Below are 19,646 nucleotides of genomic sequence, written 5' to 3'. Positions count from 1 at the left end.
TTATGGACAGTTCATTGAAAGGGCTTTTGGCCGAAGTCGCGCTGGCGGGCACCGGGCACCATTGTCATGCGCAGGCCCTGCACATCGCTGAGTGGCTGGATCAGGTCGAAAAACACTCCGAAGCCGCGTGCCTGATCCGCCTCTGCAGCCTGATGAACCGCGGTGATTATCAACAGGCGTTGCTTGAAGGCCAGGGCAAGGATCAGGACTGGCCCTCGTTGTCGCCCTGGCTGGCGCTGTGCGAATGGCGCCTGGGCATGGGGTCAGCACTGGACCGACGCCTGGCGCACCTGGCGCTCAGCGATGACCCGCGCCTGGTGCAGTTTGCCGAGGGTATGCGTCATCCGGAGCACGCATGAACCCGCTCGACCCCCTGACGCTCAATCGCGGTCTGTCGCCACCGGCTGCCCACCCTGTGCGGTCGGCACAAACAGCCGACACGCACGCCTTTGAACAAGCCATGCACGCGCCCGCCGAGGTGGCGAACCCCGTGAGTCCGGTGGCGCTGCGGGTGCTGAGAACCCTGGACGCCCACCGTGACAACGAGCGCCAGGCGCGTGCGGCACTCAAGGACCTCATCAAGCAAGAAGCACCGTTTGCCAAGCAACAGCAAGACGCGCTGCTGCGGGTGTTGGGCGAGATCAAACCGCTGCCGGACACCACCGCCGCGAGCCGCGTCATCAACACCGAGCTCAGGCACGTCATCCCGCTGGCCGGGATGATCGACAACCTGACGCGCTACACCCATAAACCCGACCTGGAGTCGTAATGGACATCAGCCAGATCAGCCAATCGGTGGTTACCAGCCTTGAAGAACTCCAACCGGCCGAAGCCAATGCCGCGCAGGTTGCAGACTTTGATCACGCCATGAGCAACGGGGCCGACAGCCTGGGCGGCAGTTTTTTAAGTGAAATCGGGCACATCAAAGAGCAGTTCACCGAGGCCAAAGAAGCGCTGAAAGTGCAACTGTCGACCCCCGGTGACGACCCCAACAGCCTGATGCAGATGCAGTGGTCGTTGATGCGCATCAGCATGCAGGAAGAACTGATCGCCAAGACCGTCGGACGTATGAGCCAGAACGTCGAAACCTTGATGAAGACCCAATGATGCGCCGTGTTCGAACCGCTTTGAAAACCGTGCAGCGCGGCCTGCTGCTGGCCGCCGTGCTGGCGCTCGCCGGGTGCAAGATCGAGCTGTACGCCGGTGTCAGCCAAAAGGAAGGCAACGAGATGCTGGCCCTGCTGCGCTCCGAAGGCATTTCGGCCGACAAACAGCCAGACAAGGACGGCAAAATCAAATTGCTGGTGGAAGAGTCGGACATCGCTGAAGCCGTGGATGCCCTCAAGCGCAAAGGGTATCCGCGTGAAAGCTTTTCGACACTCAAGGACGTGTTCCCCAAAGACGGGCTGATTTCATCTCCGGTCGAAGAACGGGCGCGCCTGAACTACGCCAAGGCGCAGGAAATCTCCCGCACGCTGTCTGAAATCGATGGCGTGCTGGTGGCGCGGGTGCATGTGGTGTTGCCAGAAGAACGTGACGGGCTGGGCAAGAAGTCCTCACCGGCCTCCGCCTCGGTGTTTATCAAGCACGCTGCGGACATCCAGCTCGACGCCTACATCCCGCAGATCAAACAATTGGTCAACAACGGCATCGAGGGCTTGAGTTACGACCGGATCAGCGTGGTGCTGGTGCCGTCGGCGGACGTGCGTCAGGTGCCCTTGGCACCGCATTACGACACCCTGTTTTCGATTCAAGTCACCGAAGATTCCCGGGGGCGGCTGATCGGCCTGTTTGGCGTGATGGTCGCCCTGCTGCTGGTGAGCAATGCGGCGCAGTTCATGTGGCACCGGACTCAAGCATGACCCGCTGCCTGACGCCCTATCAGCTGCGCTTCTGCCCGGCCCGCTACATTGACGAGGGGCACGTGCCCACGGCCTTGCTGGCGGTGCGCAAGGCGCTGCCGGACTGGCGCCAGCGCAGTGCAATCAACGCCTGGCTGCTCGATGAACTGGGGTTGCCGACTGACTACCAACTGCCTCCCCGGCTCGGCGGCTTGGCGCTGTTCGGGCAGGTCGCGCTGCAGCATACCTTGCGTTGCCTGGGCGGCCTGTTGCATGGGCAGGCGTTGCGCCAGGCCTTGACCGCCAGCGCGGCGCAACGGGTTCGCGCGGCGCTGGGTGAAACCGGTCACCGGTATTGCCTGCAACAGCTGGACGTGATCATCGGTCCATGGCCGACGGGCTGGCAGGGCACGTTGCCGGACGGCGACCTGGGGGGCTATCTGCAAACCTGCGGTCTGGAGTTCTGGCTCAGTGCAGCCGGTGACATCGACAGCGGCTGTGCCCGCCGCTTGCGTGTACGCCTGCCGCCGGGGCCGCCCTCGCGTTACGCCGCGTTACCCGCCGAAAACCCCGCGCTGGCGCAGGCGCTGTGCCTCAAAGTTGCTCGACAGGTGAGTCCGGAATGTTGCCATTTATTGAAATAAAAAGTGATCAAGTGCTCTTGGCGCCAGATCAAGTGGTGCTGCGCAGTGCCGACTATCAGGCCTACCTGACCGCCAATCAGTTGGTGGAACTGGCCCGGGAACGGGCGCAAGCCATCGAGCAAGGCGCGCGGGACGTCTACGAACAACAAAAGGCCCTGGGCTGGCAGGCGGGCGTCGACGAGGCGCGCACCTCGCAGGCCACGCTGATCCAGGAAACCTTGCTGCAATGCAACCAGTACTACCGCGCGGTCGAGCAAAAGATGAGCGATGTGGTGCTGCACGCGGTGCGCAAGATCCTCAAGCAGTACGACAACACCGAGCTGGCGCTGAGCGTGACCCGCGAAGCGTTGTCGTTGGTCAGCAATCAGAAACAAGTGATCCTGCACGTCCAGCCCGAGCAAGTGAGCGCTGTGCGCGAGCGCGTCTCGCACATCCTCAAGGACTTCCCGGAAGTGGGGTATGTGGACGTAGTGGCCGACGCCCGGCTGGACGAAGGCGGCTGCATTCTGGAGACCGAAATCGGCATCATCGACGCCAGTGTCGACGGGCAATTGGCAGCGCTGGCAACGGCCCTGACACAATCCCGTGAGCGCTGAAAATCCGGCGCAGCACCGGCAGGCGAGGTGGTGAGCGTCATTCATTTTCAAGGCGCTCGTGCAAAGTGACAAAAATGCGCCTGATACTAAAAAAGCCCTTCAAACGATTCACTTAAGCTTTGCGCCATCCAGGAACTCAGGTCCTCCAAGGAGCGCATATGAAAATTCAGTCCACCCCGCCTGCCGGTCTCAACCCCGCCATCGCCACACCTGCACCCCCTGCCGCGCAAGCGCCCAAAGCCACGTTATCCACTGACCCGGTCGGCCAAAGCCTGACCAGCGCACTGAAGAGCGCGTCGGGGATTGTGATCAAAGACCAACTGCCGGACATCGGCCGTATCAAGCTGCTGACCCCGCTGCCGCAAGGGGCTGCGCACACCGTGGCGCAACAGGTCGGTCAGCGCCAATTGACCCTGCGTGAATTCGACAATGGCGTGGCGCAGCTGGAACTCAGCCGCCCGCCGTTGACCAGCCTGGTGCTCAGCGGGGGCGGTGCCAAAGGGGCCGCCTATCCGGGCGCGATCAAGGCGCTGGAAGACAACGGCGCACTCGACGGCATTCGCAGCATGTCGGGGTCGTCCGCAGGCGGCATCACAGCAGCGCTGCTGGCATCGGGCATGGGCGCGGGCGAATTCAAGACCCTGTCCGATGGCATGGACTTGATTTCACTGCTCGACAGCACCCACACAAAACACAAGCTGTTCCAGCGCATCTGCACGGAAATCGGCAATCTGGCGCACAAATACCTGCCCAAGGTCGGCAGCTTCACCCAGCTGATTCTCAACGTGTTGCCACGGGTTCAGTCCGAAGCCCTGCCGCTGGAAAAAGTCATTCGCGACGAGTCGTCCAAAGCCGTTCTGAACCAGATCAGCGCTCACCCGCAGGTGGCCAGCCAACCGGCCGTTGCGGCCATTGCCCACAAACTGGAGCAGGGCGGCGCGGTCACGTTTGGCGACCTCAAACTGTTGAGCCAGCACATCCCGCAGATCAAGGAACTGAACATCACCGGCACCGCAATGTACGAAGGTCGCCCCCAGATGGTGGTGTTCAATGCCAGCCTCACGCCGGACATGAGCATTGCGCGGGCCGCGCATATTTCCGGCTCCTTCCCGGTGGTGTTCAAGCCGGTGGACGAACAGGCGCAACCGTTCCAGGTCGAAGGTGAACACACGGCATTCAAGGACGGCGGCGTGATGCTTAACGTGCCCGTCCCGGAAATGGTCGACAGGACGTTCAGCACCAGCCCGCTGCGCCAGTCAGACAACCTGATCCTCATGTTTGAGGAAGAAGAAGGCGTGGAGCCGGACCGTGGCGATCGTTTCGGCGGCGCGCTCACGGACTGGATGGTGGGCGCTCCGGTGGCCGCCCGGCTGATTCTGCAAAACGAAGCGCTGGCCGCGCACGACGACCAGACCGTGATCGTGCCGCTGAAAACGGACAAGGGCGACTTCAGCACCACGTTTGGCGGCACGCTGAATTTCAGCATGCCGGGGGATGTCAAAAATCACCTGCAAGAACGTCTCGATCAGGCGGTCAGCGGCCATCTTGAGCAGCGTGCCCAGACGCGCGAGCAGTACACGTTCGCGTCCATGGAGGCCGCCTTGAACGCGCTGGACGATGACATGCTCACCAGCCTCGCCGCCCAAAACCCCGCCCAGGCCGGGGACGTGTTGCAGTTCCGTCAGCAGGCACGCGAGGCGTTCAGCGAATTGACCGTGGCGATTGTGGCGCAGAACGGCACACCGGCCGGGCTGACGTTCAACGATCAGATGCGGGCGGCCTTCACCCAACTCGACGCGCTGGCCAGTACGCCGGAGCGCAAAGAGTGGCTGGCCAAGGAACTGAACCACGCCGACAACGTGGATCATCAGCAATTGCTCAGCGCCGTGCGCGGGCAGGCCATCGAGTCGCCAGTGCTCAAGGCCGCGATCGAAGAAATGCAGGTGCGGACCGTGGCCGTGGTGGCCGAGAACATCCGCAAAGAAGTCATTTACCCGTCGTTGTACCGCGCCGGTCAGCCGGACTCCAACGTCGCCTTGCTACGCCGCGCTGAACACAGCCTGGCCCGGGCCACGACGGCGGCGCAGGTCAATCAGGTGCTCGACGACATCATCGACAACTATGGCGCGCGCAATAAGCCGTGGAGCAAGCCGTTGAGCTCCCCCACGATTGAAATGGCCAAAGCCTGGCGGATGGCGGAGTAAACACACATGAGCGTGCAACACTGGCTGGACCAATGGGGCATCCAACTGCCCGCGAACAATGCCGAAACCTGCCGCCTGCAAGTCGCGGATGACCCCGAACTGGTGCTGGAGAAAGTGCCGGGCGGCTGGCTGATGGCGATGCGCCTGGGACGCCTGCCCAGCCCGATGCTACTGGGTGTGCAGCTGCAATTGCTGCAAGCCAACGGGCCCTTTTCAGCACTGGCGCCGGTGCATGTGGCGGCAGACAGCGCCGGGGATCTGGTGCTGTGGGTCGAGGTTCAGGAAGGGCACGTCGATGTGCCGACCCTGAATAACTGGTACGCCAAGCTGTGTCAGGGTCACAGGCATTTGAGCCCGTTGCTGGAGGCCGTGCCGGATCAGCCCCGGCCTGCGTCGGGCGCACGATTATTCGTTTGACCCCACACACGGTGCCCGCGCCGACGACTGTTTGACGTATAAACAGCCGTCGTCCCATCGCATTAAGGAGCACGGGGTGCTGGCCACTTTATTGGTGTTGATCGCGGCCGTGTTGCATGCGGTCTGGAATACCCTGATCAAATTCAGCGGCGAGCGCCTGCTGGTCATCGCCTGCATGGACACCGTGGCACTGCTGGTTGTCGCCGTGCTGGTGGGGTTTGTGTCGTTCCCGCCGCTGGCTATCTGGCCGTGGATTCTGGCGTCCGCACTCTTCGAGTTGCTGTACCGCGTGCTGCTGATCCGCGCCTACCGGGTGGGGGACCTGGGGCTGGTGTACCCGCTGATGCGCGGCCTTTCGCCCTTGGTGGTGCTGGCGCTGACCCTGACGTTTGCCGCAGAAGCACTGAGCGGTCAGCAAATCATCGGCATCCTCCTGATTCCGTGCGGCATGGCGTGCCTGCTGTGGCAGGGCGGCGGCGGTGATCGTCTGCCGTGGTCAATGCTGCCGGTGGTCGCACTCATCGGCCTGTGCATTGGCTGCTATACCTTTCTTGATGGTCAGGCGCTACAGCGCTGGTCGCACCCGCTGGATTATCTGGTGTGGCTGACGCTCATCAGCGCGTGGCCGTTCCCGCTGCTGGCAATCACCCGCAAACGTGCCGCGTTCACGCTGTTCTGGCGCACGCAATGGCGGTTGGGGTTGGCGGTGGGGGTGTGCGTGCTGGTCAGCTATGCGCTGGTGCTGTGGGCGATGCAACTGGGCTCGATTGCCGAAGCCGCGGCCTTGCGCGAGGTCAGCGTGATCTTGGTGGTGCTGTTCGGCATGCGCTACCTCAAAGAACCTTTTGGCGGGCCCAGACTCTTAGCCTGTGGGCTGGTGCTGATCGGCATGCTCGTGATGAAACTCTAAAAAGGAAATTCCAATGACGGTTGCCTTCTGGTGTGTACTGATTGCCTTGTGTCTGCCGTACGTGTGTACCGCGGTGGCCAAGTTCAGCGGCGGCAAGTTCGGGCCTCGACAAAACCATGACCCGCGCGCGTTTCTCGACACCCTCGACGGGTTCGCCAAACGCGCCCACAGCGCCCAACTCAACAGCTTCGAAGTCACCCCGGCGTTTGCCGCCGCCGTGATCATTGCCGACATCGTCGGCAACGCCCAGCCCGTCACGATTGATGTACTGGCCGTGCTGTTTATCACCAGCCGCTTGCTGTACATCATTTGCTACCTGGCGGACTGGGCACTGCTGCGTTCGCTGGTGTGGTTCATCGGCATGGGGCTGATCGTCAGCTTTTTCTTCGTGTCGATGTAAACACTTGACGCCTGCGTGTCAGAAGTCGCCCCACAACTGCTGAGCCACGGCCAGCGCGACCACCGGGGCGGTTTCGGTACGCAACACCCGTGGGCCGAGGCGCGCCGGTTGATAGCCCGCCGCCTGGGCCTGGTCGACTTCAGGGTCGGTCAAGCCGCCTTCCGGCCCGATCAGGAACGCCAAGCGTGACGGTTTGGCATGGCTGGCCAGCGGCGCGGAGACCGGATGCAGCACCAGCTTGAGGTCGGCTTGCGTGCTGTTGATCCAGTCAGTGAGCAGCATCGGCGGATGAATCACCGGCACCCGTGAACGCCCGCATTGCTCACATGCACTGATCGCCACCTGACGCCAGTGGGCCAGGCGTTTATCGGCGCGTTCGTCCTTGAGCCGCACTTCGCAGCGCTCGCTCATGATCGGCGTGATTTCGTTGACCCCAAGCTCGGTGGCTTTCTGAATCGCCCAGTCCATGCGCTCGCCACGGGACAGCCCCTGGCCAAGATGGATGGCCAGCGGCGACTCGACTTGCCCGGCGAAGGTTTCTTCCAGCAGCACGCGCACGCGTTTTTTGCCAACTTCCAGCAAGCGCCCGAGGAACTCGTGACCCGAGCCGTCGAACACTTGCAGGGCATCGCCCTCGGCCATGCGCAGCACGCGGCCTATGTAATGCGCCTGAGCCTCAGGCAATTCATGCTCACCGAGGCTCAACGGCGCATCGATGAAGAAACGGGACAATCTCATGTGTTTTCTCTGAAAAATGTGCGCTTCAGGCGCGAACGTGCGCGCATCTGAAGAAAATAACCCGAGGGTCTGTTCCCCGTTTCATTGCAAGCCGCGTCGCGGTGACACGGGAACAGCCCCTAGCCCGGGTCGCGGAAGTCCGGGTGAAAGTTCGCCGGTACGGCCACGCTGATGTCGCTGCGGGTCGCGATGTCGATGCCTTCGCTGGCCACTTCGGCCAGAAAGTCGATTTGCTCCGGGGTGATTACGTAAGGCGGCAAGAAATACACCACGCTGCCCAGCGGACGCAACAACGCGCCACGTTCCAGCGCATGCTGGAACACTTTGAGCCCTCGGCGTTCCTGCCACGGGTACGCCGTTTTGCTGGCCTTGTCCTGGACCATTTCAATCGCCAGAACCATGCCGGTCTGACGCACTTCCGACACATGCGGGTGATCCGCCAAATGCGCCGTCGAGCTGGCCATGCGCTGCGCGAGGGCCTTGTTGCGCTCGATCACATCGTCTTGCTCGAAGATGTCCAGCGTGGCCAACGCGGCCGCACACGCCAGCGGGTTGCCGGTGTAGCTGTGGGAATGGAGGAAGGCGCGCAGGGTCGGGTAGTCGTCGTAGAAGGCGCTGTAAACCTCGTCGGTGGTCACACAGGCCGCCAAGGGCAAGTAACCGCCGGTCAATGCCTTGGACAGGCACAGGAAGTCGGGAGTGATACCGGCCTGCTCACACGCGAACATCGTCCCGGTGCGACCGAAGCCCACCGCGATTTCGTCGTGAATCAAGTGCACGCCATAACGGTCACAGGCTTCGCGCAACAATTTAAGGTACACCGGGTGGTACATGCGCATGCCCCCCGCCCCCTGAATCAGCGGCTCGACAATCACGGCGGCCACAGTGGCGTGGTGCTCGGCCAGGGTCTGCTCCATGGCCATGAACATCACGCGCGAGTGTTCTTCCCAGCTCATGCCGTCCGGGCGCAGGTAGCAATCGGGGCTGGGCACTTTGATCGTGTCGAGCAGCAGCGCCTTGTAGGTTTCAGTGAACAGCGGCACATCGCCCACCGACATCGCTGCCATGGTCTCGCCGTGATAGCTGTTGGTCAGGGTCACGAAGCGCTTTTTGTTCGGCTGACCACGGTTGAGCCAGTAGTGAAAGCTCATTTTCAGCGCCACTTCTATGCAGGACGAACCGTTGTCGGCATAAAAGCAGCGGGTCAGGCCGTCTGGCGTCATCTTCACCAGACGCTCCGACAGCTCGATCACCGGCTGATGGCTGAACCCGGCCAGAATCACGTGCTCCAGCTGATCGACCTGATCCTTGATGCGCTGATTGATGCGCGGGTTGGCATGCCCGAACACGTTGACCCACCACGAGCTCACGGCATCGAGGTAGCGTTTGCCTTCAAAGTCTTCGAGCCACACGCCCTCACCGCGCTTGATCGGGATAAGCGGCAATTGCTCGTGATCTTTCATTTGGGTGCAGGGGTGCCATAAAACGGCTAAATCGCGCTGCATCCACTGATTATTCAGGCCCATTTCCACTCTCCTGGCGCTGGCTCCCGGCGTGTGCGGGCAAACAATCGCGCAAGCCTATGCAATGCGCGAGTTCGTAACAAGTCATTGCACTTGCAACAATGCGTATCGCTTCTATGGTGTGCTGACGACCGCCGTCGCCGGGGAGTCATGAATCATCGTTAATGTTTTCTTAATACCTTCCTCCCAGGCTACAGATCGTATTTATCGATACCTTCCAGCAAAAAAATGCGCTTTCATTCGATAGGTAAACGATTAGTCTTAGGCCCAAGTTCCTACAGGATGTTGGCAATGCAGCTACGCAACTCTTCTTCTCGCTACGGTGCGGTCAGTATTTTCTTGCATTGGTTTATTGCCCTGGCCGTGTTCGGCCTGTTTGCCCTGGGATTGTGGATGGTCGGTCTCGACTATTACAGCCCTTGGCGCAAGGAAGCCCCGGACCTGCACAAAAGCATCGGTTTGACGCTACTGGCCCTGATGGTCATTCGCGTGGTGTGGCGCTGGATCAGTCCGGCACCGCCTGCATTGGCCAGCTACAGCCGTGCCACACGCATTGGCGCCAAGCTCGGCCATGGTTTTTTGTATCTAAGTTTGTTTGCGGTAATGATCGCCGGTTACCTGATTTCCACCGCCGAAGGCGTTGGCATCCCAGTATTCGGGCTGTTTGAAGTACCGGCACTGATTTCAAACCTGCCTGACCAGGCGGATGTGGCCGGTGTCGTGCATTTGTACCTGGCGTGGGCCGTGGTGATCTTTGCCGGTTTGCATGGTCTAGTCGCTCTCAAGCACCACTTTATCGATCGTGATGCGACCCTGACTCGTATGCTGGGACGCAAAGCCTGATGTTCAACCTCAACTCAAAAGGAATAGAACGCATGTTGAAAAAGACTCTCGCCGCTTTGGCACTGGGTACTGCACTGTTGTCCGCCGGCCAGGCAATGGCTGCTGACTACACCATCGACAAAGAAGGTCAGCACGCCTTTATCGACTGGAAAATCAGCCACCTGGGCTACAGCTTCATTCACGGTACGTTCAAAGACTGGAGCGGCACATTCTCCTGGGATGCTGCCAAGCCTGCTGACAGCAAAATCGACGTGACCCTGAAGACCGCCAGCCTGTTCTCGAACCACGCTGAACGTGACAAGCACATCGCCAGCAAAGACTTCCTGGACGTGAGCAAGTACCCGGAAGCCAAGTTCGTCTCGACCAAAGTCGTGCCGACGGGCGAGAAAACAGCTGACGTCACCGGTGACCTGACCCTGCACGGCGTGACCAAGCCCGTGACATTCAAGGCAACGTTCAACGGCGAAGGCAAAGATCCATGGGGCGGCGAACGTGCTGGCTTCAACGCCACCACGACCCTGAACCTGAACGACTTCGGCATCAAAGGCCCGGGCCCTACGTCTCAGACCCTGGACCTGGACATCACGCTGGAAGGTACAAAGAACAAGTAATAGCGCGTACACACGGCTAAAAAGAACGCCCCGGCTTGTGAGAGCCAGGGCGTTTTTTTGTGCGTGGGATTCCCCCCTTGGCCCGCGTCTGATGAGCGAACGGCGAGGGGCGAGGCCATGTTTGGCGACACAAAAAAACGCCCCCGATCTTGCGATGGAGGGCGTTTTTTATTCGTCAGTCACTCAGCGGTTGCGGGTCAGCAAGGCTGGCTTCTCACCGCGAGGACGGTTCGGCAGTTGATCGAGCTGCTCAGGGGTCGGGAAGCGATCGCTTTTCGACTCTTTGTGCATGATCTTAGGCTGATTCTCGCGAGGGCCTTTAACGGCTGGCTCCTGGCGATCATCCCGGGCTGGACGGTTCTCGCGACGGGCCTGGCCGTCACGCGGAGCGCCGTTGCGCGGGCCACTGCGTTTGGCAGGCGGCGTGCCGGTGCTGGCGCCCGTGCCGGTGCGTGGACCGTTCTGACGACCGCCGGTGCGACCGGCCGGAGCCGCGCCGGTGCCTTGCGCCGGAGCGCCCGGACGACGACCACGGCTCTGGTTGTTTTTGTTCTGGTACGGGCTGACGTAATCAGCGCGGTTACCAAAGTTGTCCACGTCGTCATCACGGAACTCGTCCGGCGCACGGTTGGCGTCCGGGCGCGGGACGGCAGCGGCCGCTTGCTGACGCGGTTCACGCGCCGGTGTGCCTTCGCGTGGTTTGTGCTCACGGGCCGGGCGTTCGCCACGGGCTGCGGCCGGTTTTTCTTTACCCTTGTCTTTGCCTTTGTCCTTACGACCGCCACCGCCGCCATTAGGACCATCGCCACGTGGACCACGCGGCGGGTTGCGCGGGTTACGCACATCCGGACGCTCACGCACTTCAGGCTTTTCAGCTTCAATCGTGCTGGCATCGAAGCCCATCAGGTCGCCGTCGGCGATTTTCTGCTTGGTCATGCGTTCGATGCTTTTCAGCAGTTTTTCTTCGTCCGGCGCAACCATCGAGATCGCTTCGCCCGAGCGACCGGCACGGCCGGTACGGCCGATACGGTGAACGTAGTCTTCATCCACGTTGGGCAGTTCGAAGTTGACCACGTGCGGCAACTGATCGATGTCCAGGCCACGGGCCGCGATATCGGTCGCAACCAGAATACGCACAGTGCCTGCCTTGAAGTCAGCCAGCGCTTTGGTGCGCGCGTTCTGGCTCTTGTTGCCGTGGATCGCGACAGCGCTCAGGCCATGCTTGTCCAGGTATTCAGCCAGACGGTTGGCGCCGTGCTTGGTGCGGGTGAAGACCAACACCTGCTCCCACGCACCGGCCGTGATCAAGTGCGCCAGCAGGGCGCGCTTGTGGCTGGCTGGCAGGCGGAACACGCGCTGTTCGATACGCTCGACCGTGGTGTTGGGCGGCGTGACTTCAATACGCTCCGGGTTGCGCAGCAGCTTGCCGGCCAGATCGGTGATGTCTTTGGAGAACGTCGCCGAAAACAGCAGGTTTTGACGCTTGGTCGGCAGACGCGCGAGCACTTTTTTCACGTCGTGGACGAAGCCCATGTCGAGCATCCGGTCGGCTTCATCGAGCACCAGGATTTCAACGTGGGAAAGGTCGACACTGCCTTGGCCCGCCAGGTCGAGCAAACGACCGGGGCAAGCGACCAGCACGTCTACACCGCGGGCCATGGCTTGAACCTGAGGGTTCATGCCAACGCCGCCGAAGATGCAGGCGCTGACGAACTTCAGGTCACGGGCGTAGAGCTTGAAGCTCTCGTGGACCTGTGCGGCGAGTTCGCGGGTAGGCGTCAGGACCAGTACGCGTGGTTGGCGTGGACCGTGACGCTGGGATTTGTCTGGGTGGCCATTGGGAAACAGCTTTTCCAGAATCGGAAGAGCGAAGCCGCCGGTTTTACCAGTACCTGTCTGAGCCGCAACCATCAGGTCGCGACCTTGCAACACGGCGGGAATGGCCCGCTGTTGCACCGGAGTAGGCTCGGTATAGCCCGCTGCTTCAATGGCGCGGACTAAAGCCTCGGAGAGACCGAGGGAAGCAAAGGACATGAGTAATCCTGTTCTAGTTAGGGCTTTGCCCAAAGGGATAGTCTTGCCTGGCGTGAATGGCGTTTATAGGAGACGCAATCCCGTCCGGTCCTGCTTCGGTCCTGAAGGTCCATTCGCACCGCTCGCGCTGGCAAGTGCTGCGCAGTAGCGGGGTTGAATGCCTTGTACAAGGACGAGCGGCCGGGCGTAAGCCTGGCGGAAAGCCCGGAGTATAACAGAGCATTCACAACGCGCCGATTTCATGCTGCTCAACGGTTTTGTACCCATCGAGCGCACCCGGCCTGTAACCGCCAGCGCCCGTGCAACGTGCGGCGGCGGTTACAGGCGCGTGAATCAGCGTGGCAACTTCAGGTTGTTCCAGATCGCCAGGCTCGGTTCAGACTGGTTCAAGGTGTAGAAGTGCAGCCCCGGCGCGCCGCCGTCCAGCAAGCGTTCGCACATCTCGCTGATCACTTGTTCACCAAACGCTTGAATGCTGTGCACGTCGTCGCCATAGGCTTCGAGCTGCTTGCGAATCCAGCGCGGGATTTCAGCGCCACACGCGTCAGAGAAACGCGCCAGCTTGCTGTAGTTGGTGATCGGCATGATGCCCGGCACGATCGGCAGGGTGACGCCCGCGGCCTGTACGCGCTCAACAAACCGGAAGTAGCTGTCGGCGTTGAAGAAGTACTGGGTGATGGCGCTGTCAGCGCCCGCGTGGGCTTTGCGCACGAAGTTGCTGATATCGTCTTCGAAGTTGCGCGCTTGCGGGTGCATCTCCGGGTAAGCGGCGACTTCAATGTGAAAGTGGCTGCCGGTCTCTTCACGGATGAAGCTCACCAGGTCATTGGCGTAACGCAGTTCACCGCTGGCCATGCCCATGCCCGAAGGCAGGTCGCCACGCAGCGCAACAATGCGTTTGATGCCCGCAGCCTTGTACTGCTCCAGCAGGCCGCGCAGGTCGCTTTTGCTGTCGCCCACACACGACAGGTGCGGCGCCGCAGGCACGTGTACTTCGCTCTCCAGTTGCAGCACGGTATTGATCGTGCGGTCACGGGTAGAGCCACCGGCACCGTAAGTGCAGGAGAAAAAATCCGGGTTGAAGGTCGCCAGATGGCGAGCCGTGTTCATCAGCTTTTCATGTCCAGCATCGGTCTTGGTCGGGAAGAACTCGAAGCTGAAACGACGGTCTTGAGACATGGGAATACCCTTGCGTACGCGCAGGGGGCCAGCAGCAACCCCTGACGCTGAACTCACACACAAAAAAAAGGCGGTCAGTGCATGCCTGGCCGCCTTTCTTTAATCAGTAACGGTAAGCGTCTGGCTTGAACGGGCCTTCGACGGTGACGCCGATGTAATCAGCCTGTTGCTTGGTCAACTGGGTGACCACGCCACCAAAACCGCGAACCATTTCCAGTGCCACTTCTTCGTCGAGCTTCTTGGGCAGCACTTCTACGGTCAGACGCTCGGCTTGCAGTTCAGCCGGCATGTCAGCGTACTTCTGGGCGAACAGGAAGATCTGCGCCAGCACCTGGTTGGCGAACGAACCGTCCATGATGCGGCTCGGGTGGCCTGTGGCGTTGCCCAGGTTCACCAGACGGCCTTCGGCCAGCAGGATCAGGTAGTCGTCGTTCTGCGGATCGAAATCGTTAGGGCCGGTACGGTGGATCTTGTGAACCTGCGGCTTCACTTCTTCCCATGCCCAGTTCTTGCGCATGAAAGCGGTGTCGATTTCGTTGTCAAAGTGACCGATGTTGCACACCACGGCGCGTTTTTTCAGCGCAGCCAGCATGTTTTTGTCGCACACGTTGACGTTTCCGGTGGTGGTCACGATCAGGTCGATCTTGCCCAACAGCGCCGCGTCAATGCTGGCGGCGGTGCCGTCGTTCTGGCCGTTGATGAACGGCGAAACCACTTCGTAGCCGTCCATGCACGCTTGCATGGCGCAGATCGGGTCAACTTCGGAGACTTTAACGATCATGCCTTCCTGACGCAGGGACTGGGCCGAACCCTTGCCCACGTCACCGTAGCCGATCACCAGAGCTTGCTTGCCGGACAGCAAGTGGTCCGTGGCGCGCTTGATGGCATCGTTCAGACTGTGACGGCAGCCGTACTTGTTGTCGTTTTTGCTTTTGGTCACCGAGTCGTTCACGTTGATCGCCGGGATCATCAGCTCGCCCTTGGCCAGCATGTCCAGCAGACGGTGTACGCCGGTGGTGGTTTCTTCGGTCACGCCGTGGATCTTCTTCAGCATGTCCGGGTATTTCTTGTGCAGCAGCTCGGTCAGGTCGCCACCGTCGTCCAGGATCATGTTGGCATCCCATGGCTGGCCATCTTTGAGGATGGTTTGCTCCAGGCACCACTCGTACTCTTGCTCGGTTTCGCCTTTCCAGGCGAAAACCGGAATGCCGGCAGCAGCGATAGCGGCAGCGGCCTGGTCTTGAGTCGAGAAGATGTTGCACGACGACCAACGCACTTCGGCACCCAGGGCAACCAGGGTTTCGATCAGTACGGCGGTCTGGATGGTCATGTGGATGCAGCCCAGAATCTTCGCGCCCTTGAGCGGTTGTTCAGCGGCATACTTGCGACGCAGGCCCATCAGCGCCGGCATTTCGGACTCGGCGATAAAGGTTTCACGACGGCCCCATGGGGCAAGGGACATGTCAGCGACTTTGTAGTCGGTAAAACCTGCAGGCGTGTTTACAGCGCTCATAGAGAGCCTCCATTCGTTTAATCGCGAATGGGCGCCGTTGTGCGTTGAGTGCCTGCCCAGGGAGCCCTGAACAAACAACGCCCCATCCGAGCCTGACAGGTAAGACCTGCTGCAGCGCCCCTCGGACAGGTGGCGGGAACGGTACTGGGTGACAATGACCGTTGTGAAGCGGGGGTGATTATAGCCATCCGGGCAGATGATCCCAAGGCTTTATCCAAGGCTTTTTCATTTGCGTAATCGAGACCATAGTCGAAGCTTAATAGAGCTGGGCGCCATGGTCTGACATCATGCGCGGCATCTAACGGCAGACGGTCAGGAGTGAACATGAATTTCCACACCCGCAAATGGGTAAAACCCGAAGACCTCAACCCCAATGGCACCCTGTTTGGCGGCAGCTTGCTGCGCTGGATCGACGAAGAAGCCGCCATCTACGCCATCGTTCAACTGGGCAACCAGCGCGTAGTGACCAAATACATCTCTGAAATCAACTTCGTCAGCGCCTCCCGTCAGGGCGACATCATCGAGTTGGGCATCACCGCCACCGAATTTGGCCGCACCTCCATCACCCTCACCTGCGAAGTGCGCAACAAGATCACGCGCAAGAGCATCCTCACCGTCGACAAGATGGTGTTCGTCAACCTCGGTGAAGACGGCCTGCCCTCACCTCATGGCCGTACCGAGATCAAATACGTCAAAGACCAGTTCCAGGATGAAAACCAGGCCTGATCCACCGCCCGCCCTCGCTGTCCGGGCACGGGACAACCTCAAGCGTCGCTGAGCCCCCTGTAAAGCAGGGGCACAGTGAACAGCTTCATGCCGCCAGTGTCGTACGCTTACACACGCTAACGGTCATGAAGCCTCATGGACACACAAAACACCGGCAAAACCCCCAACCTGTCGGCTGAAGAAGAGCACGACATCACTAAAAACCAGCCCCCGCGTGCGGCGGTGCTGCATGAAATCATCCGCTTGCAGGGCGATCAGGAACTGGAGCGCAGCGTCGCGGCCCTGTTCTGGTCGGCCCTGGCTGCCGGTCTGACCATGGGCCTGTCGCTCATGGCCATGGGGCTGCTCAACTCGCGGCTGCCCAGCGGCGAAGCCTTCAAAGTGATTGCCAGCTTCGGCTACTGCGCAGGCTTTTTGGCCGTGATTCTGGCTCGCCAGCAACTGTTTACCGAAAACACCCTCACCGCCGTGCTGCCCATCATGAGCAAACCGACACTGAGCAATTTCGGGCGCCTGTTCAGGCTATGGGGAGTGGTGCTGGTGGGTAACCTGCTCGGCACCCTGCTGGTGGCCTACGTCATGCTGCACTTGCCGATTTTCGACACCCGGACCGACAACGCCTTTCTGGAAATCGGCCGCAAGGTCATGGAAAACGACACGCGCCAGATGTTCGCCAAGGGCATTATTTCCGGCTGGATGATCGCGACCATGGTGTGGATGATCCCGTCGATGGAAAGCGCCAAGATGTGGATCATCATCCTCATCACCTACCTGATGGCGCTGGGCGATTTCACCCACATCGTGGTCGGCACGGCGGAAGTGTCGTATCTGGTGTTTGCAGGCGAGCTGCCATGGAAGGACTTCTGGCTGATCTTTGCCGGCCCCACACTGGCGGGCAACATCATTGGCGGCAGCTTCATCTTTGCCTTGATCAGCCATGCGCAAATTCGCAGCGACAACCCGAAACCCGCGAAAAGCTGATCGCTGCAACCGCAGGGGCCAAGGCGCCCCTGCGGGTCGAGTGGCGCTTTAAATCACGTAATGCGCGATTGCCACAAAATGCAGCAGGCTGCCGGCGATCACAAACAAATGCCAAATGCCGTGGGCATGGCGCAGGCGATGATCCAGGGCAAAAAAGATAATCCCCACCGTGTACATCACACCGCCCGTGGCCAGCCAGATAAACCCGGCCGTGCCGAGCGCGGCAATCAGCGGCTTGACCGCCACCAGCACGATCCAGCCCATCACGGCGTAAATCACAATCGACAAAATACGCGCCTCGGAGCGCGGTTTGATCTCTTGCAGCATGCCAATCACCGCCATGCCCCACACGATCCCGAATAGCGACCAGCCCCACGGCCCATGCAACGTCACAAGGCAAAACGGCGTGTAACTCCCGGCGATCAACAGGTAAATCGACAGGTGATCAAACTTCTGCATGATCACCTTGGATCGCCCGCGCACGCTGTGATAAACGGTCGACACGCTGTACAGCAACACCAGCGTGACCCCATAAATTGCCGCGCTGACAATCTTCTGCGGGCTGCCGTCAAGGCACGCCATGACCAACAACCAAACACTGCCCACTGCGGCGGCCACGGCCCCCAGCAAGTGAGTCCAGGCATTGAGCTTTTCTCCGTGATACATCTGCAACATCCTCAATAGCCGATAGTGCGACTGTGTCACTTTGTTACGAGATAAGGGTCAAGGTTGCGAACTTAAAGGGCAATGCGGCGTTCGTCGAGGGGTAGGCCGAACATTGCACAGATGATTAGCCGCCACTAAATCGAAAAGATCGCGCCGATCACACACAGCCCTGCCCATGCAGTTTCATGGGATGCATCCCTTTCCCTTGCGCGAACTTTCCGAGACAATCCCCAACGCATTGCGCCTGACGGTTTACGCGCCTAGTCTCGCTCCGTCGCTGCTCATCAGCGATCGGGTTTAGCAGCTCGGATCACGTTAGGCGTACTTCGCCCCTTCAATACAGGCGCTTTTTTTTGCCTGAATTTTATGGTGGTCGTGCGCAGGGCACCTTCGGGTGCGCCGGTTTCCTAACGTACCGGCCTGCTAACCTGCGCTCGGCCGCCACCCTTCGTTTAGCAGCGAAACTGGCGGTCTCCACACTACGTTAGGAGTTCGTACCCATGCTCAAAATCACCCCGGATCCACCCGCCCACGGGACGTTTGTGTTGGCGTCCAATGATGAGTTGCTCAAGGACCGTGCCGCTGCGCAACGCGCCCTGAGTCACTACCTGCCCGGCAACACCGCCCGTCACCCAAGCATCGACGTAGAAAACGCATTGGTTCACGCGTCGGACTTGTTACGTTGCGCCAGCGTCTCGGCTGTTGAGGCAAGCAGCAACCTGGACGGGACGCAACGCGACTGGGTGTTGTCGGTGCTGTACTTGGTGGACATGGCCAGAACGCAGGTCGATCTATCGTTGAGCAGCCTCACGGCCCGCTGATCCAGACACGCGCCTGATTGACAGCAGGCGCGCTTCACCGTTGTTTGTTAAATGCGCTCGGCGTTTCGTAAATACACCGCGACTGAAACTTTCCACACGGCATACATTAAAGGGACGCCTGCTATAAACAGCATCGGCCATGCGTGCTCGCGAACCACAATATATAGACCGGCATGCAATGCACTTATATAAAAGCCCATCACGCTCACGGTTATAAAGAAAATAATATACATGCACCATTTCCCTATTGGCCTTGCATCATAGAACCAATAAGCACACAGATAACCGAACACTGACAGGCCCAAGGCAACCCACAGCGATTTGAAGCTAGCGTCTGTTAACACTCGGCTGAACGCACTGCCCATGTATGCCCCCAGATAAGCCGCCGAGATCGCGGCAGCCACCATGACAATCAGAAACGTGCAAAAGCCTATGACACCCTCGCGACTCTTGGCCCGCATATCGGCCTCTTCCGCTTCGTCCTCACCCGGTTTAGGCCGACGCAGCCCGACTGCGGTAATGAAACCCGCTGACATCCCGCCCAACGTAAAGATGCACAAGTTGCTGACCAGTGCGAACGCCGTGGACTGCTGCTCCTCTTCGGTCTGACTGCGCTGCCTGCTGGCCAGCGCTTGTTCCACGTTCAACTTCAACTGATCGAGGTCAGAGCACCGGGTTGTATCTTTGCCGCACTGGATGCTTTCAGCCGACAATTTTTCAATCGCCGCTTGAACAATGATCTCGGGATAATCGACGCTTTTTTTCAACTCCCCTTCTACAAAATACATATGCGTCAGGATTGTAACGGCGCCAGTCACCGACACTAAGAATGCAAAAAGACACCCTATGCCCTGCGGAAACTTAGTGACCACCAGCACGGCCAAGAACATGAAGACAGCCCAAAAAACCAAATCAATGCCGTAGGGCATATTTATGGCGTGCGACACAAACTCACTCACCCACACAACTCCTGTTCATTAACGTCCCGTTTCGATTGAG

Annotated in this window: 22 protein-coding genes and 1 riboswitch; of the genes, 15 read left to right on the top strand and 7 right to left on the bottom strand. The window is 60.1% G+C overall.

The features are described 5' to 3' along the window. The first annotated feature begins 2 nt into the window (after nt 1-2). From BKD70_RS04205 to BKD70_RS04160, 10 genes are all read left to right on the top strand, one after another. Nucleotides 3-359, top strand: coding sequence for a YscG family type III secretion system chaperone (locus BKD70_RS04205; RefSeq protein WP_094987259.1), 357 nt, complete (start codon nt 3-5; stop codon nt 357-359). Further along, a complete protein-coding gene (locus BKD70_RS04200) occupies nt 356-769 on the top strand; it encodes a YopR/YscH family type III secretion effector (protein ID WP_052892218.1) in 414 nt (137 codons plus the stop codon). Before BKD70_RS04205 ends, BKD70_RS04200 begins: the two co-directional genes overlap by 4 nt. After that, nucleotides 769-1,107 carry a type III secretion system inner rod subunit SctI gene (gene sctI / locus BKD70_RS04195; protein ID WP_047278294.1) on the top strand — a complete coding sequence of 113 codons (339 nt, stop codon included), beginning with the start codon at nt 769-771 and terminating at the stop codon, nt 1,105-1,107. Before BKD70_RS04200 ends, sctI begins: the two co-directional genes overlap by 1 nt. After that, nucleotides 1,107-1,862: a type III secretion system inner membrane ring lipoprotein SctJ gene (gene sctJ, locus BKD70_RS04190; protein WP_047279190.1), complete on the top strand. Its 756-nt coding sequence runs from the start codon at nt 1,107-1,109 to the stop codon at nt 1,860-1,862. The genes sctI and sctJ overlap by 1 nt, the downstream gene beginning before the upstream one ends. Further along, complete coding sequence (locus BKD70_RS04185; RefSeq protein ID WP_047278295.1) at nt 1,859-2,485, top strand: SctK family type III secretion system sorting platform protein; 627 nt, start codon at nt 1,859-1,861, stop codon at nt 2,483-2,485. The genes sctJ and BKD70_RS04185 overlap by 4 nt, the downstream gene beginning before the upstream one ends. Then, a complete protein-coding gene (locus tag BKD70_RS04180; protein WP_047278297.1) occupies nt 2,464-3,081 on the top strand; it encodes an HrpE/YscL family type III secretion apparatus protein in 618 nt (205 codons plus the stop codon). The genes BKD70_RS04185 and BKD70_RS04180 overlap by 22 nt, the downstream gene beginning before the upstream one ends. A gap of 158 nt (nt 3,082-3,239) precedes the next feature. After that, nucleotides 3,240-5,285, top strand: a complete 2,046-nt coding sequence (locus BKD70_RS04175) for a patatin-like phospholipase family protein (RefSeq protein WP_052892219.1) — start codon at nt 3,240-3,242, stop codon at nt 5,283-5,285. 6 nt (nt 5,286-5,291) lie between these two features. After that, complete coding sequence (locus BKD70_RS04170; protein WP_047278298.1) at nt 5,292-5,702, top strand: CesT family type III secretion system chaperone; 411 nt, start codon at nt 5,292-5,294, stop codon at nt 5,700-5,702. A gap of 76 nt (nt 5,703-5,778) precedes the next feature. Further along, nucleotides 5,779-6,612, top strand: a complete 834-nt coding sequence (locus tag BKD70_RS04165; RefSeq protein WP_047278299.1) for a DMT family transporter — start codon at nt 5,779-5,781, stop codon at nt 6,610-6,612. Nucleotides 6,613-6,625: 13 nt separating this feature from the next. Continuing rightward, the gene (locus BKD70_RS04160; RefSeq protein WP_047278301.1) at nt 6,626-7,012 is read left to right on the top strand and encodes an MAPEG family protein; all 387 of its coding nucleotides are present in this window, start codon (nt 6,626-6,628) and stop codon (nt 7,010-7,012) included. A gap of 18 nt (nt 7,013-7,030) precedes the next feature. On the opposite strand, the gene BKD70_RS04155 is transcribed toward BKD70_RS04160, so the two are convergent. Continuing rightward, nucleotides 7,031-7,750: a 16S rRNA (uracil(1498)-N(3))-methyltransferase gene (locus tag BKD70_RS04155; protein ID WP_047278302.1), complete on the bottom strand. Its 720-nt coding sequence runs from the start codon at nt 7,748-7,750 to the stop codon at nt 7,031-7,033. Nucleotides 7,751-7,869: 119 nt separating this feature from the next. Continuing rightward, nucleotides 7,870-9,276: an adenosylmethionine--8-amino-7-oxononanoate transaminase gene (locus BKD70_RS04150; protein ID WP_047278304.1), complete on the bottom strand. Its 1,407-nt coding sequence runs from the start codon at nt 9,274-9,276 to the stop codon at nt 7,870-7,872. A gap of 288 nt (nt 9,277-9,564) precedes the next feature. Between BKD70_RS04150 and BKD70_RS04145 the strand changes: the two genes are divergently transcribed. Together BKD70_RS04145 and BKD70_RS04140 are read left to right on the top strand one after the other, a co-directional pair. Continuing rightward, nucleotides 9,565-10,116, top strand: coding sequence for a cytochrome b (locus tag BKD70_RS04145; protein WP_047278307.1), 552 nt, complete (start codon nt 9,565-9,567; stop codon nt 10,114-10,116). A 32-nt stretch (nt 10,117-10,148) separates the two neighbouring features. After that, nucleotides 10,149-10,727, top strand: a complete 579-nt coding sequence (locus BKD70_RS04140) for a YceI family protein (protein ID WP_047278309.1) — start codon at nt 10,149-10,151, stop codon at nt 10,725-10,727. Nucleotides 10,728-10,910: 183 nt separating this feature from the next. On the opposite strand, the gene BKD70_RS04135 is transcribed toward BKD70_RS04140, so the two are convergent. The 3 genes from BKD70_RS04135 to ahcY form a co-directional block, all read right to left on the bottom strand. After that, a complete protein-coding gene (locus tag BKD70_RS04135; RefSeq protein WP_047278311.1) occupies nt 10,911-12,761 on the bottom strand; it encodes a DEAD/DEAH box helicase in 1,851 nt (616 codons plus the stop codon). A gap of 333 nt (nt 12,762-13,094) precedes the next feature. Then, nucleotides 13,095-13,940 (bottom strand): methylenetetrahydrofolate reductase [NAD(P)H], encoded by an 846-nt coding sequence (metF, locus tag BKD70_RS04130; RefSeq protein WP_047278314.1) that lies wholly within the window; start codon nt 13,938-13,940, stop codon nt 13,095-13,097. 103 nt (nt 13,941-14,043) lie between these two features. Then, on the bottom strand, nt 14,044-15,453 hold the full coding sequence (ahcY, locus tag BKD70_RS04125; protein WP_047278316.1) for an adenosylhomocysteinase: 1,410 nt from the start codon (nt 15,451-15,453) through the stop codon (nt 14,044-14,046). Nucleotides 15,454-15,475: 22 nt separating this feature from the next. Next, a riboswitch (S-adenosyl-L-homocysteine riboswitch) is annotated at nt 15,476-15,582 on the bottom strand. Between the two features lie 195 nt (nt 15,583-15,777). Here ahcY and BKD70_RS04120 point away from each other — a divergent pair. Then, entirely contained in the window at nt 15,778-16,179 is a 402-nt protein-coding gene (locus BKD70_RS04120; protein WP_047278318.1) for an acyl-CoA thioesterase, read from the top strand. A gap of 135 nt (nt 16,180-16,314) precedes the next feature. Next, nucleotides 16,315-17,160 (top strand): formate/nitrite transporter family protein, encoded by an 846-nt coding sequence (locus BKD70_RS04115; protein WP_047278319.1) that lies wholly within the window; start codon nt 16,315-16,317, stop codon nt 17,158-17,160. 48 nt (nt 17,161-17,208) lie between these two features. Here BKD70_RS04115 and BKD70_RS04110 read toward each other — a convergent pair whose 3' ends face one another. Beyond that, complete coding sequence (locus BKD70_RS04110; RefSeq protein ID WP_047278321.1) at nt 17,209-17,826, bottom strand: hemolysin III family protein; 618 nt, start codon at nt 17,824-17,826, stop codon at nt 17,209-17,211. A 500-nt stretch (nt 17,827-18,326) separates the two neighbouring features. Here BKD70_RS04110 and BKD70_RS04105 point away from each other — a divergent pair, with 500 nt between their 5' ends. After that, a complete protein-coding gene (locus tag BKD70_RS04105) occupies nt 18,327-18,647 on the top strand; it encodes a DUF6124 family protein (protein WP_052892220.1) in 321 nt (106 codons plus the stop codon). 47 nt (nt 18,648-18,694) lie between these two features. On the opposite strand, the gene BKD70_RS04100 is transcribed toward BKD70_RS04105, so the two are convergent. Next, nucleotides 18,695-19,606, bottom strand: a complete 912-nt coding sequence (locus BKD70_RS04100) for a hypothetical protein (protein ID WP_047278323.1) — start codon at nt 19,604-19,606, stop codon at nt 18,695-18,697. Nucleotides 19,607-19,646 lie beyond the last annotated feature (40 nt).

Source organism: Pseudomonas sp. BS-2016, assembly GCF_001806145.1.
In the GTDB taxonomy this organism is placed as follows: Bacteria; Pseudomonadota; Gammaproteobacteria; order Pseudomonadales; family Pseudomonadaceae; genus Aquipseudomonas; species Aquipseudomonas lundensis.
Note: the sequence above shows the minus strand (reverse complement) of the source record. Positions and strands in the feature narration are given on the sequence as shown.

What these genes read in the sequence shown, in the direction of transcription:
- BKD70_RS04185 (WP_047278295.1), top strand. Translation starts at nt 1,859, where the DNA reads ATGACCCGCTGCCTGACGCCCTATCAGCTGCGCTTCTGCCCGGCCCGC.
- BKD70_RS04105 (WP_052892220.1), top strand. Translation starts at nt 18,327, where the DNA reads ATGCTCAAAATCACCCCGGATCCACCCGCCCACGGGACGTTTGTGTTG.
- BKD70_RS04110 (WP_047278321.1), bottom strand. Translation starts at nt 17,826, where the DNA reads ATGTATCACGGAGAAAAGCTCAATGCCTGGACTCACTTGCTGGGGGCC.
- BKD70_RS04115 (WP_047278319.1), top strand. Translation starts at nt 16,315, where the DNA reads ATGGACACACAAAACACCGGCAAAACCCCCAACCTGTCGGCTGAAGAA.
- BKD70_RS04160 (WP_047278301.1), top strand. Translation starts at nt 6,626, where the DNA reads ATGACGGTTGCCTTCTGGTGTGTACTGATTGCCTTGTGTCTGCCGTAC.
- BKD70_RS04135 (WP_047278311.1), bottom strand. Translation starts at nt 12,761, where the DNA reads ATGTCCTTTGCTTCCCTCGGTCTCTCCGAGGCTTTAGTCCGCGCCATT.
- sctI (WP_047278294.1), top strand. Translation starts at nt 769, where the DNA reads ATGGACATCAGCCAGATCAGCCAATCGGTGGTTACCAGCCTTGAAGAA.
- BKD70_RS04155 (WP_047278302.1), bottom strand. Translation starts at nt 7,750, where the DNA reads ATGAGATTGTCCCGTTTCTTCATCGATGCGCCGTTGAGCCTCGGTGAG.
- BKD70_RS04140 (WP_047278309.1), top strand. Translation starts at nt 10,149, where the DNA reads ATGTTGAAAAAGACTCTCGCCGCTTTGGCACTGGGTACTGCACTGTTG.
- sctJ (WP_047279190.1), top strand. Translation starts at nt 1,107, where the DNA reads ATGCGCCGTGTTCGAACCGCTTTGAAAACCGTGCAGCGCGGCCTGCTG.
- BKD70_RS04200 (WP_052892218.1), top strand. Translation starts at nt 356, where the DNA reads ATGAACCCGCTCGACCCCCTGACGCTCAATCGCGGTCTGTCGCCACCG.
- BKD70_RS04145 (WP_047278307.1), top strand. Translation starts at nt 9,565, where the DNA reads ATGCAGCTACGCAACTCTTCTTCTCGCTACGGTGCGGTCAGTATTTTC.
- metF (WP_047278314.1), bottom strand. Translation starts at nt 13,940, where the DNA reads ATGTCTCAAGACCGTCGTTTCAGCTTCGAGTTCTTCCCGACCAAGACC.
- ahcY (WP_047278316.1), bottom strand. Translation starts at nt 15,453, where the DNA reads ATGAGCGCTGTAAACACGCCTGCAGGTTTTACCGACTACAAAGTCGCT.
- BKD70_RS04170 (WP_047278298.1), top strand. Translation starts at nt 5,292, where the DNA reads ATGAGCGTGCAACACTGGCTGGACCAATGGGGCATCCAACTGCCCGCG.
- BKD70_RS04180 (WP_047278297.1), top strand. Translation starts at nt 2,464, where the DNA reads ATGTTGCCATTTATTGAAATAAAAAGTGATCAAGTGCTCTTGGCGCCA.
- BKD70_RS04205 (WP_094987259.1), top strand. Translation starts at nt 3, where the DNA reads ATGGACAGTTCATTGAAAGGGCTTTTGGCCGAAGTCGCGCTGGCGGGC.
- BKD70_RS04120 (WP_047278318.1), top strand. Translation starts at nt 15,778, where the DNA reads ATGAATTTCCACACCCGCAAATGGGTAAAACCCGAAGACCTCAACCCC.
- BKD70_RS04175 (WP_052892219.1), top strand. Translation starts at nt 3,240, where the DNA reads ATGAAAATTCAGTCCACCCCGCCTGCCGGTCTCAACCCCGCCATCGCC.
- BKD70_RS04150 (WP_047278304.1), bottom strand. Translation starts at nt 9,276, where the DNA reads ATGGGCCTGAATAATCAGTGGATGCAGCGCGATTTAGCCGTTTTATGG.